General features: G+C 39.9%; 18 protein-coding genes and 2 tRNA genes. 11 read left to right on the forward strand and 9 right to left on the reverse strand.

Translation table 11 applies throughout. The features are described 5' to 3' along the window. Positions 1-32 precede the first annotated feature (32 nt). On the forward strand, positions 33-920 hold the full coding sequence (locus AAEY62_RS10100) for a peptidylprolyl isomerase (protein ID WP_350634898.1): 888 nt from the start codon (positions 33-35) through the stop codon (positions 918-920). Positions 921-1,245: 325 nt separating this feature from the next. Here AAEY62_RS10100 and queF read toward each other — a convergent pair whose 3' ends face one another. Beyond that, positions 1,246-2,091: an NADPH-dependent 7-cyano-7-deazaguanine reductase QueF gene (queF, locus tag AAEY62_RS10105; RefSeq protein WP_350634899.1), complete on the reverse strand. Its 846-nt coding sequence runs from the start codon at positions 2,089-2,091 to the stop codon at positions 1,246-1,248. Positions 2,092-2,150: 59 nt separating this feature from the next. Here queF and syd point away from each other — a divergent pair, with 59 nt between their 5' ends. Then, positions 2,151-2,690: a SecY-interacting protein gene (syd, locus tag AAEY62_RS10110; protein ID WP_197113469.1), complete on the forward strand. Its 540-nt coding sequence runs from the start codon at positions 2,151-2,153 to the stop codon at positions 2,688-2,690. 63 nt (positions 2,691-2,753) lie between these two features. Here the strand turns inward: syd and AAEY62_RS10115 are convergent, their stop codons facing one another. The 3 genes from AAEY62_RS10115 to AAEY62_RS10125 all read right to left on the reverse strand — a co-directional run bounded on the left by AAEY62_RS10115 (position 2,754) and on the right by AAEY62_RS10125 (position 4,140). Beyond that, positions 2,754-3,527 (reverse strand): Zn-ribbon-containing protein, encoded by a 774-nt coding sequence (locus AAEY62_RS10115; RefSeq protein WP_002958242.1) that lies wholly within the window; start codon positions 3,525-3,527, stop codon positions 2,754-2,756. 13 nt (positions 3,528-3,540) lie between these two features. Continuing rightward, the gene (locus AAEY62_RS10120; protein WP_350634900.1) at positions 3,541-3,807 is read right to left on the reverse strand and encodes a hypothetical protein; all 267 of its coding nucleotides are present in this window, start codon (positions 3,805-3,807) and stop codon (positions 3,541-3,543) included. Positions 3,808-3,903: 96 nt separating this feature from the next. Next, positions 3,904-4,140, reverse strand: a complete 237-nt coding sequence (locus AAEY62_RS10125; protein WP_002958240.1) for a DUF2789 domain-containing protein — start codon at positions 4,138-4,140, stop codon at positions 3,904-3,906. A 153-nt stretch (positions 4,141-4,293) separates the two neighbouring features. On the opposite strand from AAEY62_RS10125, the gene AAEY62_RS10130 reads away from it, so the two are divergent. Continuing rightward, positions 4,294-4,947 carry a GNAT family N-acetyltransferase gene (locus AAEY62_RS10130; RefSeq protein WP_121954064.1) on the forward strand — a complete coding sequence of 218 codons (654 nt, stop codon included), beginning with the start codon at positions 4,294-4,296 and terminating at the stop codon, positions 4,945-4,947. An 851-nt stretch (positions 4,948-5,798) separates the two neighbouring features. Here the strand turns inward: AAEY62_RS10130 and AAEY62_RS10135 are convergent. Then, positions 5,799-6,098, reverse strand: coding sequence for a DUF3301 domain-containing protein (locus AAEY62_RS10135; protein ID WP_002963032.1), 300 nt, complete (start codon positions 6,096-6,098; stop codon positions 5,799-5,801). Next, complete coding sequence (locus AAEY62_RS10140) at positions 6,099-7,127, reverse strand: DUF3549 family protein (protein ID WP_350634901.1); 1,029 nt, start codon at positions 7,125-7,127, stop codon at positions 6,099-6,101. It abuts the gene before it with no gap. A 104-nt stretch (positions 7,128-7,231) separates the two neighbouring features. Here AAEY62_RS10140 and AAEY62_RS10145 point away from each other — a divergent pair, with 104 nt between their 5' ends. The 3 genes from AAEY62_RS10145 to AAEY62_RS10155 are packed head-to-tail and all read left to right on the forward strand — an operon-like array spanning position 7,232 to position 8,758. Beyond that, positions 7,232-7,552, forward strand: a complete 321-nt coding sequence (locus AAEY62_RS10145) for a YqcC family protein (protein WP_350634902.1) — start codon at positions 7,232-7,234, stop codon at positions 7,550-7,552. Beyond that, complete coding sequence (gene truC, locus AAEY62_RS10150; protein ID WP_002963028.1) at positions 7,545-8,309, forward strand: tRNA pseudouridine(65) synthase TruC; 765 nt, start codon at positions 7,545-7,547, stop codon at positions 8,307-8,309. Before AAEY62_RS10145 ends, truC begins: the two co-directional genes overlap by 8 nt. Next, positions 8,309-8,758, forward strand: coding sequence for a flavodoxin (locus AAEY62_RS10155; protein WP_197113457.1), 450 nt, complete (start codon positions 8,309-8,311; stop codon positions 8,756-8,758). Before truC ends, AAEY62_RS10155 begins: the two co-directional genes overlap by 1 nt. 76 nt (positions 8,759-8,834) lie before the next feature. On the opposite strand, the gene AAEY62_RS10160 is transcribed toward AAEY62_RS10155, so the two are convergent. After that, on the reverse strand, positions 8,835-10,415 hold the full coding sequence (locus tag AAEY62_RS10160; RefSeq protein ID WP_007586008.1) for a LysM peptidoglycan-binding domain-containing protein: 1,581 nt from the start codon (positions 10,413-10,415) through the stop codon (positions 8,835-8,837). A gap of 155 nt (positions 10,416-10,570) precedes the next feature. Continuing rightward, entirely contained in the window at positions 10,571-11,344 is a 774-nt protein-coding gene (gloB, locus tag AAEY62_RS10165) for a hydroxyacylglutathione hydrolase (RefSeq protein ID WP_350634903.1), read from the reverse strand. A 53-nt stretch (positions 11,345-11,397) separates the two neighbouring features. Here gloB and AAEY62_RS10170 point away from each other — a divergent pair, with 53 nt between their 5' ends. Then, on the forward strand, positions 11,398-12,183 hold the full coding sequence (locus tag AAEY62_RS10170) for a class I SAM-dependent methyltransferase (protein ID WP_101217180.1): 786 nt from the start codon (positions 11,398-11,400) through the stop codon (positions 12,181-12,183). 165 nt (positions 12,184-12,348) lie between these two features. Here the strand turns inward: AAEY62_RS10170 and rnhA are convergent, their stop codons facing one another. Next, positions 12,349-12,813 carry a ribonuclease HI gene (gene rnhA / locus AAEY62_RS10175; RefSeq protein WP_007378210.1) on the reverse strand — a complete coding sequence of 155 codons (465 nt, stop codon included), beginning with the start codon at positions 12,811-12,813 and terminating at the stop codon, positions 12,349-12,351. Positions 12,814-12,881: 68 nt separating this feature from the next. On the opposite strand from rnhA, the gene dnaQ reads away from it, so the two are divergent. The 4 genes from dnaQ (at position 12,882) to AAEY62_RS10195 (ending at position 15,280) form a co-directional block, all read left to right on the forward strand. Further along, positions 12,882-13,595, forward strand: coding sequence for a DNA polymerase III subunit epsilon (gene dnaQ / locus AAEY62_RS10180; protein WP_007586004.1), 714 nt, complete (start codon positions 12,882-12,884; stop codon positions 13,593-13,595). A gap of 9 nt (positions 13,596-13,604) precedes the next feature. Further along, positions 13,605-14,975 carry a TIGR03503 family protein gene (locus tag AAEY62_RS10185; RefSeq protein ID WP_350634904.1) on the forward strand — a complete coding sequence of 457 codons (1,371 nt, stop codon included), beginning with the start codon at positions 13,605-13,607 and terminating at the stop codon, positions 14,973-14,975. A 97-nt stretch (positions 14,976-15,072) separates the two neighbouring features. After that, positions 15,073-15,149 (forward strand) — tRNA-Asp (locus AAEY62_RS10190). A 54-nt stretch (positions 15,150-15,203) separates the two neighbouring features. Beyond that, a tRNA-Asp gene (locus tag AAEY62_RS10195) sits at positions 15,204-15,280 on the forward strand.

The raw sequence follows: 15,280 nt of genomic DNA on the forward strand, positions 1-15,280 counted from the left end.
CCAAAACTATAATAATTATAAGGATATAAGCGATGAAAAAAATTATATTGCCAGCTCTGCTTAGTGTTTTATTGAGCGGTTGTGCTCAACAACTCGGTGATGATGTTGCTAAACAAGAGCTACCTTTATTGAGCGCGAGTGAAGTAATTGCTAGTGCAACAGATAATGACTGGCGAGTAGTGAACGCTCAAAATATTTTAAAGATAACGCTGCCAACGGGCGATGCGTATATTGAGCTTAATGAACAACTTGCCCCAAAGCACGTTCAAAATATTAAAAAGTTAGCGCGAGAAGGGTTTTATAAAAATACTAGCGTTTATCGGTTTGTTGAAGGTTTTGTAGCGCAAGGCGGGGACAGCTCGGGTAAAAAGTTAATTAAAACGGCAGATAAAACAGTTCCCGCTGAGTTTTATTTAACAACAAACAAACCACTTTTAATTACTGAGCTAAATGGCGACGGATATGCACCAGTTACTGGCTTTTTAAACGGCTTTGCAGTTGCTCAAAACTCAGCACATACGCAAACATGGCAAGTGCATTGTAGTGGCGTGTTTGCCATGGCGCGCGATAACGATATAAATAGTGCGAGCACGGAGTTTTTTGTAACGATAGGGCAAGGCCCGCGCTACCTTGATAAAAACATTACGGTGTTTGGCCGAGTGATCGAAGGTATAGAGCATTTTAATCGTTTAGCGCGTACACCAACTGAAGGAAAAGTATTTAACCCAATTACCAATATACAAGTCCTTGGCGATATACAAAGCGATAAAAGTATATTTAAAGTGATGAAAACAAACTCATCGGTGTTTAAAAACTTAATCAGTGCTCGTAAAAACCGTGTTGAACCATGGTTTGTTAAAGCACATAACTACGTTGATGTGTGTGGTATGCCTATACCCACTAAGCGCGAAGTTAATTAAAAAATGTAAAAAGGAGCCTAGGCTCTTTTTTTAATACGAGGGTCTGTTGATCTTTGCGGATTAAAATTTGTTCAATCTAGGGGCTATTTAATCGCGGCGCGAGGTTTGTAACCTAGTGGGCTAAGTAAAAACCGAGCAACAAAGAGTGAATAGCCCCTAGGCAGAACCCTTTGGGCAACTCCTGTTTGGCATTAATGCTACGTTATCGCCTATTTATGGGGAACAACCACACTACTTAGGCTCTGCCTTGCCTAAATACCAAACAGACTGCTGCAAATTTAACCTTGAAAGGTCAACAGACCCTAATATTCCAATTTAAAATAAACTACTGACGATTAATTTTAACTGCAAATGGCGTGTCGTTATAATGCGTAGAGCGGTACGGGTTTATATCAAGCCCGCCGCGACGAGTATAACGCGCGTAAACCTCTAACTCTTTAATATTAAGTTGTGTTGTTAAATCGCTATAAATACGCTCAACACACTGCTCATGAAATTCGTTATGTGTTCTGAACGAAATTAAGTAACGCAATAACGACTCACGACATATTTGCTCGCCTGTGTATCGTACAATCACACTTGCCCAGTCAGGCTGGGAGGTAATTAAACAGTTCGATTTAAGTAAATGGCTGTAGAGCGTTTCAGTAACTACGTTATCACTTTTTGCTTTAAGTGAATTAGCATCAATATCGTAATTATTAATTTCAATATCTAAGTCATCAATACATTCACCTGGCAGCGCCGTACACGGTAAGCAATTGTAATCATCTGGATTATATAAAGTCACTTTGACAGGGCTGTTAACCGCGTTTGATAAATCATCAATTAAATGCTGTTTTACTATATCAATGCTTTTAAATCGGGTTTGGTTAAAGCTATTTAAATAAAGCTTAAACGACTTTGACTCAATAATATGGCTGCTTTGGCACTCAAAGGTAAATAAGGCTACGGCAACTTGCGGTTTACCTTTATTGTTTAGCCATGAAAGCTCGTAACCTGTCCAAATATCTAGGCCTTTAAATGGAAGCTCTGCTTCGTCAATATTTAAAGCATCACGATTTAGTTTGCGCGCAATAGGGAAAAGCAAGCTTGGCGTGTACACATCTACATACTCAGTAGATTGGCCTAATACGCTACCTTTAAGGTCTGGAGAATTGCTGTAATCTGTCATGTTTGCTCTTAAATAGTTACAATAGGGACATTATATCTAATTTAAATGAGTTTCACAGTATGTCTGTTGCATTGCTTATAGAACAACTTCATCAAACATTTAGCGAAAATATCCTGAAAAACACTACAAAGTACCCACTTATTGCGCATGACGAGCAATGGCCAAGCCCATGTGAAGTTGGTGAGGTTGACGAGCAAGGAAACATTCAATGGCAGGGCGCGCGTCAGCAACCTGCAGGTTCGCTTAATGATTTAGCCAGCGCACTTGAGCTTGATTTCCCAAAAGAGCTTAGCGAGCTATATGGGCATATGTACGGTGGAAGCATTTCAGCAGTTATTGATGGGCATCAGGTTGAATTACTACAAGCATGGAACGAAGAAGACTTTAATTTGTTACAGCAAAATATAACGGGTCACGTTTTAATGAAACGCAAGCTCAAGCAGCCAGAAACGGTATTTATTGGTTTAACAGATCAAGATGATTTACTAGTGAGTGTATTGGTGCACACTGGTGAAGTATGTTTAGAGCACGTAGGCAAAAAAACACACCATGTACTTGCACCTAACATTAATGCTTTTTTAAAGGCATTAGAGGTTTAAAACGTGTTTAATAAATCAGCTTAGCGTCATCACTAAGCTGATTATAAGCGCTCACTAAAGTTGTTACTGAAAATCCCACGATATATTCGACACTAAGCCACACGGCTCACACCTAAAGTCGAATAACCCAAACCACGATTCAGGTAATTTCCAATCGCCATTGCAGCTAGGGCATTTTCGTTCAAGTTCAGACGCTTTATCTACGCCGCCTACACGGTATAAATAATAATAGGTTGGCTTTTTAGTTAAAAAACTAATTCGCTTTGTTATGTCTTTTCCGCGTCTGTATAAGTCGCTTTGGATACTCGATATTTCTTCAAGTGCCGGAAACTCACAACGGGTTGCGCCATTAATTTGAATTTGATCGCAGGCTTGCCAATCTTCTTGCCATTTTATAAGTGTTTTATAGTCACCATTAGCAATTGCCGGAATACGAAATAGCGGCACAGGCAAAAAGTCATCACCACAATAGAGCGGGCTACACGTATGCACATAGGTTGTGTATAAAATATAACTTGATGGTTCTTTGCAGCAGTCAGCGCCGTTGGAGTGAATATCTTGTCCAATCACTTTTACTTTTGGCGCAAGTAGCCCTGCACTATGTAACTTTTCGATACTGTGCTTAACAAACGGGCTGTTATTTAGCGGGTGCATTGCATCTTCAGTAGGGCACATTACACGGGTAATAAAAAATCCATCTTTTAAAACGGTTGGAAATTCTTCCCCCATTATTTGACCATTAAAACGCAGTGCATTTACTAAGCGATTTATTGCTTGTTCGGCTTGTTCTAGGGTGGTGTCTTGGTAGCAATCAAAAGTTAAATCAACAACGAACATTTATAGTCTCAAATTATTTTTGTTCTAGCAGTTCAAGAAGTTTATCGAGTTTTTGCTCAATTCTATCTAATTGACTTGTTTTAAGCTCAGTACTATCTGACTGCTGTGGGTTTCTCATGAAGTTATTTATTGAATCAGGATTGTTTTTATATTGGCTTACTGCTGCAATAATCATCGGCATTGGAACCGGTTGTGCCAAACGGCTTTTAGTTAGTGCTACAGTAGGGGTTTTGCCTTCATCGAGAAGGGCTTTGATTGCATCAAATACAACTGAATTCATTAGATATATAACTCTTTAATAAAATAAATACGCAGCATATAAATGCTGCGCAGATGCTATGTTAGCAATAAATAAGGGAGGGTACATTAAATAAAATTACTTACTTTGACGAATGCGTACATCTAACTCGTCAATTACTTCACTCCAATCACCGTCTTGTGCAAGCGATTCAGCTAAAAAGTGCTGTTGTGCCTCATCCCAAAAAGAAGCTTCTTGGAGTAGTGTTGTGTCTTCTAATTCATGTGAGGCAATAAATGCATCTATTTGTTCATCAGAATTAGGTAATCCAAGCTGTGCAAATAGTGTATTGATGTCGTGTTTAGTCGTATCCATGATATTGCTCCTTTAAACGAATGAAAACTTATTCTAAGGATTAACTCTACTCCTAGCTAGTTAAACTCTCGCTGAATTTACGGTTAATAATTTTAGGTATATAGTTAGGTATAAAGTTAAACAGTCTACAGCTAAAATAATAAAGGAAATACAATGAGTGTAACCACGCCAGCTGATACGTTCAGCGTACAGTATTTAGCCGCAGAAGATATTAGCACTGCAGCAAGCCTAATTTATCAGGCTTATCATGACGATCCTGTATTACAAAACATGCTTAGCTACAATGACGAAAATAAATCAGTATACGAAAAAAAATTACGATCATTAATTCGCGAAGAGCTCAGTAGTTTTTGGCAAGAAAAGCAGCCATTAATTGGTTTATACCGCAACGATAAATTAAAAGCAGTAGCGTGTGTATTTGAATCTAATAGCCAATTACAAGCGCAGCGTTATTGGCACTGGCGTTTAAAATTAATGCTGAGTGCGGGCTACTTACAAACAAATCAATTAATAGATAAAGAACAAACAATTAGAGATGCCCTTAAAGAGAAAGGCAATTACTACTTCTTAGCTTTTATTGCCGTAGATCCACATTTTCATGGGCAAGGGTTTGGTCGTTACTTACTACGAGGGCTTGATGATTTAGTTAAATGTAACGCTGAGTCAACGGGGATGGCTGTATTTGTAACGCGTAGAGAACACACTGAATTTTTTAAAACCGAAAAGTTTGAAGCATTTAAACACCTTACTTTTAACCAAGTAGAGGGCGAGTTACTGTTTAAATCAATAATTGAGCCAACTATTTAAAATTATGATGTAAGCCAATGCGCCCAAACGGACGTAAGGCCGTGAGATATATCTCACATTATCGTGAGCATTGTCAGTTAAAGGCTATTGATAAGTCGCCTTTTTTCATTCAAGCTATTGTTATTTAAAGTTTATTTTTATTTTTCATTTTTGTGACGTTTATTTATTTAATGTTAAGTCCTATTTCTCCCCCCTGATTGCTTTAAACTTCTCTTCGTCAAGACGACATAGCTCAATGATTGAGTTACTGCCAAGGATACGGAATAGGCAACATAGCGGACGCTAGCAGGAAGCATAAAGGACAAGCTAAAACGGATACAAGGAAGAATAAGGAAGTGCATGAAGCACTTAGTAGCTAGGAGTTACTTTAGGATAATCACGGATGACGCTACAGGAAGTAGCAGGAGCGTTAGTTTACGCAGGACGGCCAAGATGGCAAGTGGACATTGCAGGATGCAAAAGTGGCAGGAGCTACTTTAAAGGATTACCAGGGATGATGCTACGGGATGTAGCTAAACGATAGATTTCGTGGGTTTGCCAAGATGGCTATGGATATTGCAGGATGCAAAAAGTGGCAGGAGCTACTTAAAAGGATTACCAGGGATGATGCTACAGTATGTAGCCAAACGATAGATTTCGTGGGTTTGCCAAGGTGGCTATGGATATTGCAGGATGCAATGTGAGGGTAAACAAGGTTGTTTACTCGTTCAGGGGATGATAATACGGATTTAAGATAATGGATATCTAGCAGGATGCAGTCCAATTGGGGCGTAACTTTAGTTACGCCTTAGTTTTTTGTGTTGAATTAAGTTTATTAACTTAAGACAAATACTCTTAAAGTATATTCAGTTTTATATTTTATGCGGTGGAACAACCACACTTTTCAAAAACTCATTTTCCATAATTAACACACCTTGATAAGCATTTTCACCATCGCTTGAAAATTCAAATATAAATTCACTTTTGATGCCTGGCTTGCCGTTCTTTAAAAAACCAAAGCGGCGTTTTGTGCATGCAACACTCATCAACTGCACCTGCAATTGCTCACTTTGACGTTTAGCATGAACGTTCGCCGCTTCAGCAACCTTTCGGTTAAGCCAAAATAAGTAAATTACACTACCAATAAGTATGAACGTCCATAAACTTGCCATTTAAGAGAATAACCTTCCAATTGCACGCGCGAGGGTTTCGCTACGATTTTCTTTACGTAATAAGCCTAATAAATGCGGGCGAATAGTCGGTATTGCAACTAAGTCAGCAAAAATACTTGGAAACAATTCTTCAATTTTTTGATGATGTGCGCAATTATCCATAAATACATGTAAGCGTTCAGGGTTCTCTAATTGCTTAAAACACCGCCCAGCTATTGTTAGTAACACGTCAGAGTCGTGCCTTACCGGCGAGCTTAGTACAGTATCAACTAATTGAGCGCATAACCCTTGAGCTTGACCTTTTGAAACAGATCTTAGTGCTGCGGTTATAGCTAATGTATCGTTATTACTAATTGCGGTCTGTGTGTAATCAACAAGTAACTCACTCATTGATGTTGGTATTTCAACATGTTCAAGCATGGCACTGAGTGGTTGCAGTACTTCAATAGGTAAATGCGCCCATGCTTTTTGCAAATTATTTAAGTTTGTATCGCTGTCTAAGCGTAGTGCAAAATCGGCAATACCCTGCAGTGCAACACCTTGCCAATTATCAAAACCAATTTTACCGCTAAAGTATAACTGTGCATGCTCGTAATACTGCGACGCAGGCTGTTTTAATAGTACTTTTACTTGGGCGTTAAATGCCGCTAATTTATTTGCGTTTGGTGTAAAAACATAAGGATTATTATCAAGTTTTCCATCGGCTTGCTCACCTGTGATTTCAGTGCCTAGCGCTTGAATAACCATATCAGCAAAGTGATCGCGACTTGCACTTACAAGCATACTTTGCTCGTCAAGTGGAAACTTTAAAAACCATACATAAGGTTCTTTACTGGCTTTAGTATCCCAAAATTGAATAGCGAGCCAAGCATGACCAGCAAGAGGATAAGGGTAAGGCACTTGAGCTTGTTCAATAGCTAAAAATTGTTTTTTATCGAGTTTAGTAATATGCCTGCCAATATCAAAAGCACGCCACTGAGTACCCGCACCATCTAAAAGCTGACCTAATGTAGCTATTTGATCACTCATTGTTTTCTCAACTGTTTTTACTGCAAAATTACGTTAATTATACGTCATAGCCGCCTATGAGGGAACAGGGTATAATTGCATTACATATATAAAAGAGGGTGGTTATGTACCAGCAAACCCAAACTTATTTAGTGCAGCTAACGGCACTTTTACAAAAACACGCGCTTTGGCAAAGTGAGCCAATAGACGCTGATGCACTGCTTTCAAATACTCCTTTTTGTCACGATACAATGGCATTTGAGCAGTGGTTACAATTTGTATTTATTGAAAAAATACAGCAATTAATAACACATAAGCAACCACTGCCACGTAATTTTGCTATTGCCCCTATGGCGCAAATGACACTTGTGAATAAAGCAGGGAGCGATGAAATAATTGAATTACTAACAGCCCTTGATACCTTTTTAGGAGAACCAAATGAGTGAGCGTCCAGCGCCTATTGAATATGGCGAGCTGACTATTTTGTATCAAGATGAAAACTATGTGGCTATAAATAAGCCTTCAGGTTTATTAGTGCATCGCTCGTTTTTAGATAAACACGAAACCCAGTTTGCTATGCAAATGTTGCGCGACCAGCTAGGGCAACATGTATTTCCAGTACATAGGCTCGATAGACCTACGTCGGGCGTATTGCTGTTCGCACTGAGCTCTGAAGCAGCTCGCGATATGAACCAGCTATTTATTGAAGGCACCATTGCTAAGCGCTATTTGGCCTTAGTGCGCGGCTTTGCGCCAGAATCAGTATTTTTAGATAAACCGCTTAAAGAAGAACTTGATAAAATAGCCGATAAGTTTGCAGATCAAGATAAAGCACCGCAAGAAGCGCAAACCCAGTTTAATTGCTTGCACCAAGCTGCATTGCCTATTCCTATAGGTAAGTACCCAACAGTGCGTTACTCGTTAGTGGAGTGCTTTCCAAAAACGGGGCGCAAGCATCAAATTCGCAGACACTTAAAGCACTTATCACTGCCTATTATTGGTGATGTAAATCACGGTGATAATCAGCATAATCAATTTTTTAGGGAGCATTTTGAGCTAAGACGCCTAATGTTATTTGCAACAGAGCTTAGTTTTGTGCACCCTTATAGTAATGAATCAATAACAATTAAAGCGCCACTAGGTGAAGACATGCTTGAAATATGTAAGCAGCTAGGTTGGCCAGAGCAAGAAAAGGATTATTAATGGCACATATTAGTATTTTTGTAGGCAGCGTTAATGGCGGTGCAGAGCGTTTAAGCGATGAAGTTGCAGCCACAATAGAGCAAGCGGGTCATACTGCAACAGTAATTACTGAAGCATCACTTGATGATATAAAAAATGCATCGCATATTTTAATTGTTACCTCCACAACAGGCCAAGGTGATGTACCGAGTAATTTGGCAGGATTGTACTTTGCAATGAATAGCACTTTCCCAATGCTTACCGATAAACCGTTTGGTGTAATTGCAATGGGTGACAGATGCTACGGCGATACATTTTGTGGCGCAGGGCGTAGCTTTGACGAGTTACTACGCGATTTACAAGCAAAGCCTGTGGGCAACCGCCTAGAAATAGATGCATGTGAAGATTTTGAACCATGGCCAGTAACCGAGCCTTGGTTAAAAGTATGGCTAGAAAAACTACCTGTTTAATCCTTAACTTTAAGGTATTAAAAAAGGAGCGCATGCGCTCCTTTTTGCTTTTTTACTTTTAATATAGTTTTATAAATTAACTACTTCTGACATCTACTTTAAGTTTTAGCTTTTGGCCCGGTTGTAAGTATTTTTGACCGGCTAAATTATTCCACTTAATAATTTCGTTAACGCTTAGATTAAACTTAGACGCAATACGTGCAAGTGAGTCACCACGGCGTACTTTGTATGTAATAGTACGGTTGGTGCTTGCCGTTGCTTGTGGTTTATTAGCTGACTTATACACAGTTAGTTTTTGATTTAGGCGCAATACAGAGTTTTTCTTTAGTTTATTCCATTTAGCCAACTCATCCATAGTTACGTCATATTCGCGGCTAATATCCCATAACGTGTCGCCACTTTTAACTGTGTGCGAAAGCTTTGTGCGAGTTGCTTTATTAGCAGCTAAACGCATCTGCTTTGGTAAATGCTCGCTATTTATAGCGCCATCAGTAAGCGGGACTAATAACTCTTGGCCTACTTTAATCGTATTTGATTTGAGTTTATTAAGCGATCGGATTGCACTTGAGCTTGTTGTAAACTTTTTGGCAATTACCGATAAGCTGTCGCCTCGAGCCACAATATAACGCTGCCAGCGTAATCTATTTTTAACATCAGTGTTTGCTAGTTTTTGGCTAAATTCCTCTGCTTTATCAACAGGCAATAATAAAGAGTGAGGGCCATTAGGATCAGTTGCCCAGCGGTTAAAACCAGGGTTTAATCTGTATAGCTCAGTAAGCGTCATATCAGCCATATCAGCAGCAAGCGCTAAATCTATTTGCGAGCCAACATCAACCACTTCAACCACTTGTGCATTAATTACTGGTTGCCATGTAACATTAAAATCATCTGAGCGTTTTAATAAATCGGCAAGTGCTAATAACTTTGGTACGTAGGCTGTTGTTTCGCTAGGTAAATCAAGAGACCAAAAATCGGTAGGTAAATGCTTTTTACGATTCTTTTTAATCGCGCGCATTAAACGCCCTTCACCTGAGTTGTAAGCAGCAATCGCATTTAGCCAATCGCCTTCAAGTGTTTTATGTAAATACGATAAGTAGTCAAGTGCTGCGCGAGTCGATTGCACTATGTCGCGACGACCGTCGTACCACCAGTTTTGTTTTAAATCGAATCGCTCACCGGTTGCAGGCATAAACTGCCAAATGCCCGATGCGCTGCGATTAGAATAACCAAACGGGTCAAATGCACTTTCTACAATAGGCAGTAGTGCAATTTCGATTGGCATTTCGCGCTTTTCTACTTCTTCAACTATAAAGTGTAAGTAAGGTTCTGCACGTTTAGAAATACGATCTAAATAGGCTTGGTGGCGAGCGTAATAATTACGTTCAGTAACAACAGGGCGGTTTTGCGGTATTTCGATAGAAAGTTGGTAGCGAATTCGCTCCCATACATCATCAAACACGGGAGCTTCTTGCTCATCAGGGTCAACTTGCTGATATTGTGCGTTTACCATCAATGCATTGTTAATGTCGTTAGGACTTGCGCCTTCGAGTTGTTGGTTTGCTTGCGTGGCGACTTGAGAGTCTGAGTCTAGAGTTGTCACAGTTTGACAACCACTTAGCGCTAACGCCAAGGCTACTAATAGGGGAGATTTATTCATAAATACCAATACATCGGGTAAAAAACTCGGCGAATACTACCTGTTATGAGTTAACATTGCCACTTAATGACTTTTTAAAACGCAGAAATAGAATCATCACTATATCTTAAGTTAATGATTCTAATAAAATAAATATTAAAGTATTAGTTTGTGCATTAAAAATTGTCTTTGAACTGTCTCAGACTAGCAAAGTTTCCCCAAGGTTCATTGTTTTTTGTAACCGAGATGAATTTTTCTGGCACTAACTCTGTAATGGTTGGCAAATCGCTACGCATAAATGGATTTATTTTTAGCTCCTGTCCAATAGAAGTGGGTAGGGAGATTTGGTTATTACTGCGTAATTCATCTACTTTTTTACTGTACGCGAGTAGTTCTGGGTTACGTGGTTCAACCGCTTTGGCAAAGGCAAGATTAGCTTGCGTGTATTCGTGCGTGCAATACACACTGCAGCTTGCAGGCAGCTCTCTTAGTTTATTAAACGATTCCCACATTTGCTTTGGCGTGCCTTCAAATAAGCGCCCACATCCACCGCTAAACAATGTATCGCCTGTAAAAGCAAGTTCATCATTTGTATAGCAAATATGATCAAGCGTGTGCCCAGGAGTTGCCAAAATATTAAAGTTAATATTAAGCACACTGATGCTTTGACCATCAGTGAGTGCGTGAGTGATGCCTTTAAATGGACTATTTGCGGGGCCATAAACCGATATATCTGGATAGGCGTCAACTAATGCAGCTACGCCATCAGTGTGGTCGTAGTGATGATGCGTAATTAAAATACCATCAAGCGTTAGTTTGTGCTCAGCTAGATACGCTAATACGCTCTGTGCTTGGCCTGGATCGACTACCCATGCTTGGTTACTATTATCGGTAGTTAAACACCAAATGTAATTATCAGAAAAGGCTTTAATTGCTTTGACTTGCACCATGGTAAATTGCTCTATAAAGTGACACTTACCGCATAGTATAACGAGCTCAAAAAATGAAACCAGCCCTTAGTTTTCAAGAAGGACCCAAACCACTGTCGTGGCAACAGTTTCCTCATGGGGATTATTTGCGCAAAGATATTGAACGTAAAATGGAGCAATGGCTGCCGCGTATGTTTGGCTATCATATGCTTAAGCTAGGTAATTTAAGTGGCGAATTAAATACAAGTATAAGTACGATTAAACACCAGGTGTGTGTTGCGGAGCCTGGGCCTTACACTGGGGTAGTTGCTGACATAGATGAACTGCCATTTTACGAGCACAGTATTGATGCATGCATACTAAGTCACTGCTTAGAGTATCATTCAGACCCACATCACATTTTACGAGAAGCACATCGCACACTTATTCCGGGCGGCTATATAGTAATTACGGGATTTAACCCGTTTAGTTTGTGCGGACTTGCACAAATGCTGCCTTTTAGTGGTCAGAAATTACCATGGACGGGGCGCTTTTTTACACCCGCACGGGTTAAAGATTGGCTAAATTTATTGGGTTTTGAAATTGTAAGTGACGAACGTTTTATTTATTCATCACTGGCAAGAGGTAATAGGCTATCAAGATTTGAGTTTTGGCGGACTTTTGCAAAACAGTATTTAAAACCGATGGGCAGTGTTTATATGCTGGTGGCACGAAAAAGAGTTGCGCCACTTACGCCAATAAAACCTAAGTGGCATGCAAGGCCGCAGTTTGCGCCAGTAAAAGGGGCAGGGCTTAGACAAACGTCAAAGCAACACTTTAAATCGTGCGAGCAAGAAAATAATACCAATTGCATTAAATAAGTGATCTATTATAGCGCTAAGAAAATAGCACATTAACAAGGCGAAAATTGTGACATATAGTTGTTCTATATGAATAATTTTTAACGCAGTTAGTGAGTTATATAATGCGATAGAATGAACATGTTTTTAATAAAATTGGTATAACAGCAACTAGCTTAGAATAAATTAAGGCTGGTAGCCTACATCTTCTAGTAAATCTTTACTGCCAGCGGCATCGCGCGCTAAATCGTCAACTATTTCGTTGTACTTATGGCCGCTATGCCCTTTAACCCATTTCCAGGTTACATTGTGCTCGCTACAGGCTTTATCTAGGCGTTTCCATAAATCGACGTTTTTAACCGGCTTTTTAGCTGATGTTAACCAGCCACGTTTTTTCCAGTTAGTGATCCACGATTCAATACCTTGCTTAACATATTGGCTATCGGTTGTTAGATTTACTTCGCATTCTCGAGTGAGTGATTCTAGGGCTACAATAGCCGCGAGCATTTCCATTCGGTTATTCGTTGTGAGTTTATAACCTTGGCTCATTTCTTTTTCGTGGCCGTTATAAATCATAAAAATACCATAACCGCCGGGGCCTGGATTACCTAAACATGAGCCATCGGTGTAAATCTCTACGGTTTTTTGCACTGTTTTACCTTGATCTTATGTACAATAAAGTGATTATAGAAAGATACCAGAATCAGGCTAAATTCGATATGGCACGTAGACAAATAGTTTTAGATACAGAAACCACCGGCATAGACCCTAAACAAGGGCACCGTATTATAGAAATTGGGTGTGTAGAGTTAGTAAATCGCCGTTTAACAGGCAATAACTTTCACGTTTATATAAACCCACAACGCCCAAGTGAAGAAGAAGCAATCGACGTTCACGGTATCACTAACGAATTTTTACGTGATAAACCGTTGTTTCATCAAATTGCCCAAGAGTTTTTCGACTATATTGAAGGGGCAGAGTTAGTTATTCATAACGCACCGTTCGATGTTGGTCATATGGATAACGAATTTGCGCTGCTTAATCAGGGCTATCCTAAAACAGATACTTTTTGTCAAGTTCTCGACACGCTTAAAATGGCGCGTGACTTGCATCCAGGTCAAAAGAACAACCTTGATGCATTATGTCGTCGTTACGATGTAGATAACGGTAAACGAACGCTTCACGGCGCGCTTCTGGATTCTGAGATTTTAGCCGATGTGTACCTTGCCATGACGGGCGGTCAAACAAAGCTAAATTTGAATCAAAACAAAGATGATGGCAGCGAGCAACAGAAGGGCGGTATAAAGCGTTTAAATAGTGATAGAGCCCCATTAGTTGTATTACGAGCAAGCGACGCTGAGCAAAGCGCACACGAAGCACGATTAGATCTTGTAAACAAAGAAGGCGGCCAATGTATATGGCGCGCTGAATAAGGCGATTTAATGAAAACGATGTATTTTGTAACAGCGTTATGTGCAGCTAGTTTATTTACTGGCAATGCATATGGCGTAAAACAAGTAGAAGTGCTCAAGCGCGATGGGCATCAAAATGAGATCCCTTTACTTGATAATCGTTTTCGCATAGATAGCAAAATAGATGAAATAACACTGCTTTTTTTTAGAAAATCAGGTGCACCTGCTGTTATTTTAGTGAGGCCCGATGGCAGTAAGTACTTTGCTACTGACTCTGTTAAAAACCCTAGCTTAGATTGGTTTGACGAACTCAGCTACGATTTAGTCACCATAAAAAAACCTATGGCAGGTCCTTGGCAAGTAATAGGCAGTATTTTGCCCGATAGCAGAATAGTTGTATTAGGCGAGATATCTCTTGAAGCAGAGCCTCTTCCTTCAATGTTGTTTAGGGGGGAGACAATAAAAATCACCGGGAAAATACTAAACGACGGTGAGCCAATTAACACAAACCTATTTAGAGATGTTGTTAGCCTTAATGTTGACTTTGCAAGTACCAACAATGAAAACTTTGCTAACTTTGGCGCAGGCATTCAAGAAGTAGCTGAATTTAAAGACGATGGACGTGGATTTGATGAGCGCCCTAAAGATGGTGTATTTACCGGCGAGTTTACTTTAGATTTTCCTGCGGGTGAATGGACACCAGAGCTTTACGTGGCAACACCTCTGCTGCAGCGTCGCATTGTGCAAAATACAATAGAAGTGCACGAGCCACCTTTTGTAACCGAAGTCGCGTTAGCAGAGCAAGACACAGACGAGCATCTACTAACTATAAATATAGACCCAAGTATTGTTAAGCCAGAAACAGTCATCATCCAGGGAAAAATCTACTATCCCAATAACGAAGAGCAAATGTTTACCATAGATGCTGCTGCTAAAGACTCACGACAACTTAGTGTTAAAAATTATGATTGGGGTAGATATAGTGTTGAACTGTCTGTTTTTGGCACTAATATTAATGGTCGTGAATTTATGGCAACGTTACCAACGTATAAATTTGAGATAGAACGACCCATAGAAGCGGTGCCCGAAATTGATCCGGCAACGATTATTACGCCAGATAAAATGATTGAGAGTGAGCCTGTTGAAGAAAAAATGGCCACATCTACAATTATTAGTTTAATTGTAGGCTGCAATACGCTCATTTTATTACTCGGTTGGTTGTTAATTCGTATATTTGTTCAGAAAAAACCGATTAAATTTAAAGTGAAGCTGCCTTTTTTAAAGAAAAAGAAAACAAGTGAAGGTGATGTTGCCGACACAGAAAAAAATCAAGTCGGTAAAAATGGCTCAAAAAATGACAGATCAGGTGAAATTTTAAACCTTTCGATGACAGATGACTAAAAAACCTATAAAAAAACAAAAAAGCCCTTGACGAAATAGGGGTTGGTTCGTATTATTCACGCCGCTGTCAGGGAGACCTAAACAGCAACGGAAATATGGAGTGGTAGTTCAGTTGGTTAGAATACCGGCCTGTCACGCCGGGGGTCGCGGGTTCGAGTCCCGTCCACTCCGCCATTTGATATCATGATTAAAATTAGTAAGTGCATTACCCCATGCACATACCACTGCGGAGTGGTAGTTCAGTTGGTTAGAATACCGGCCTGTCACGCCGGGGGTCGCGGGTTCGAGTCCCGTCCACTCCGCCA

Origin of the sequence: Pseudoalteromonas sp. GW168-MNA-CIBAN-0100 (assembly GCF_040309225.1) — a bacterium.
GTDB classification, from domain to species: Bacteria; Pseudomonadota; Gammaproteobacteria; order Enterobacterales; family Alteromonadaceae; genus Pseudoalteromonas; species Pseudoalteromonas arctica.

Excerpts from the sequence above, each read along its gene's own strand:
- AAEY62_RS10100 (WP_350634898.1), top strand. The coding sequence starts at position 33 with ATGAAAAAAATTATATTGCCAGCTCTGCTTAGTGTTTTATTGAGCGGT.
- queF (WP_350634899.1), bottom strand. The coding sequence starts at position 2,091 with ATGACAGATTACAGCAATTCTCCAGACCTTAAAGGTAGCGTATTAGGC.
- syd (WP_197113469.1), top strand. The coding sequence starts at position 2,151 with ATGTCTGTTGCATTGCTTATAGAACAACTTCATCAAACATTTAGCGAA.
- AAEY62_RS10115 (WP_002958242.1), bottom strand. The coding sequence starts at position 3,527 with ATGTTCGTTGTTGATTTAACTTTTGATTGCTACCAAGACACCACCCTA.
- AAEY62_RS10120 (WP_350634900.1), bottom strand. The coding sequence starts at position 3,807 with ATGAATTCAGTTGTATTTGATGCAATCAAAGCCCTTCTCGATGAAGGC.
- AAEY62_RS10125 (WP_002958240.1), bottom strand. The coding sequence starts at position 4,140 with ATGGATACGACTAAACACGACATCAATACACTATTTGCACAGCTTGGA.
- AAEY62_RS10130 (WP_121954064.1), top strand. The coding sequence starts at position 4,294 with ATGAGTGTAACCACGCCAGCTGATACGTTCAGCGTACAGTATTTAGCC.
- AAEY62_RS10135 (WP_002963032.1), bottom strand. The coding sequence starts at position 6,098 with ATGGCAAGTTTATGGACGTTCATACTTATTGGTAGTGTAATTTACTTA.
- AAEY62_RS10140 (WP_350634901.1), bottom strand. The coding sequence starts at position 7,127 with ATGAGTGATCAAATAGCTACATTAGGTCAGCTTTTAGATGGTGCGGGT.
- AAEY62_RS10145 (WP_350634902.1), top strand. The coding sequence starts at position 7,232 with ATGTACCAGCAAACCCAAACTTATTTAGTGCAGCTAACGGCACTTTTA.
- truC (WP_002963028.1), top strand. The coding sequence starts at position 7,545 with ATGAGTGAGCGTCCAGCGCCTATTGAATATGGCGAGCTGACTATTTTG.
- AAEY62_RS10155 (WP_197113457.1), top strand. The coding sequence starts at position 8,309 with ATGGCACATATTAGTATTTTTGTAGGCAGCGTTAATGGCGGTGCAGAG.
- AAEY62_RS10160 (WP_007586008.1), bottom strand. The coding sequence starts at position 10,415 with ATGAATAAATCTCCCCTATTAGTAGCCTTGGCGTTAGCGCTAAGTGGT.
- gloB (WP_350634903.1), bottom strand. The coding sequence starts at position 11,344 with ATGGTGCAAGTCAAAGCAATTAAAGCCTTTTCTGATAATTACATTTGG.
- AAEY62_RS10170 (WP_101217180.1), top strand. The coding sequence starts at position 11,398 with ATGAAACCAGCCCTTAGTTTTCAAGAAGGACCCAAACCACTGTCGTGG.
- dnaQ (WP_007586004.1), top strand. The coding sequence starts at position 12,882 with ATGGCACGTAGACAAATAGTTTTAGATACAGAAACCACCGGCATAGAC.
- AAEY62_RS10185 (WP_350634904.1), top strand. The coding sequence starts at position 13,605 with ATGAAAACGATGTATTTTGTAACAGCGTTATGTGCAGCTAGTTTATTT.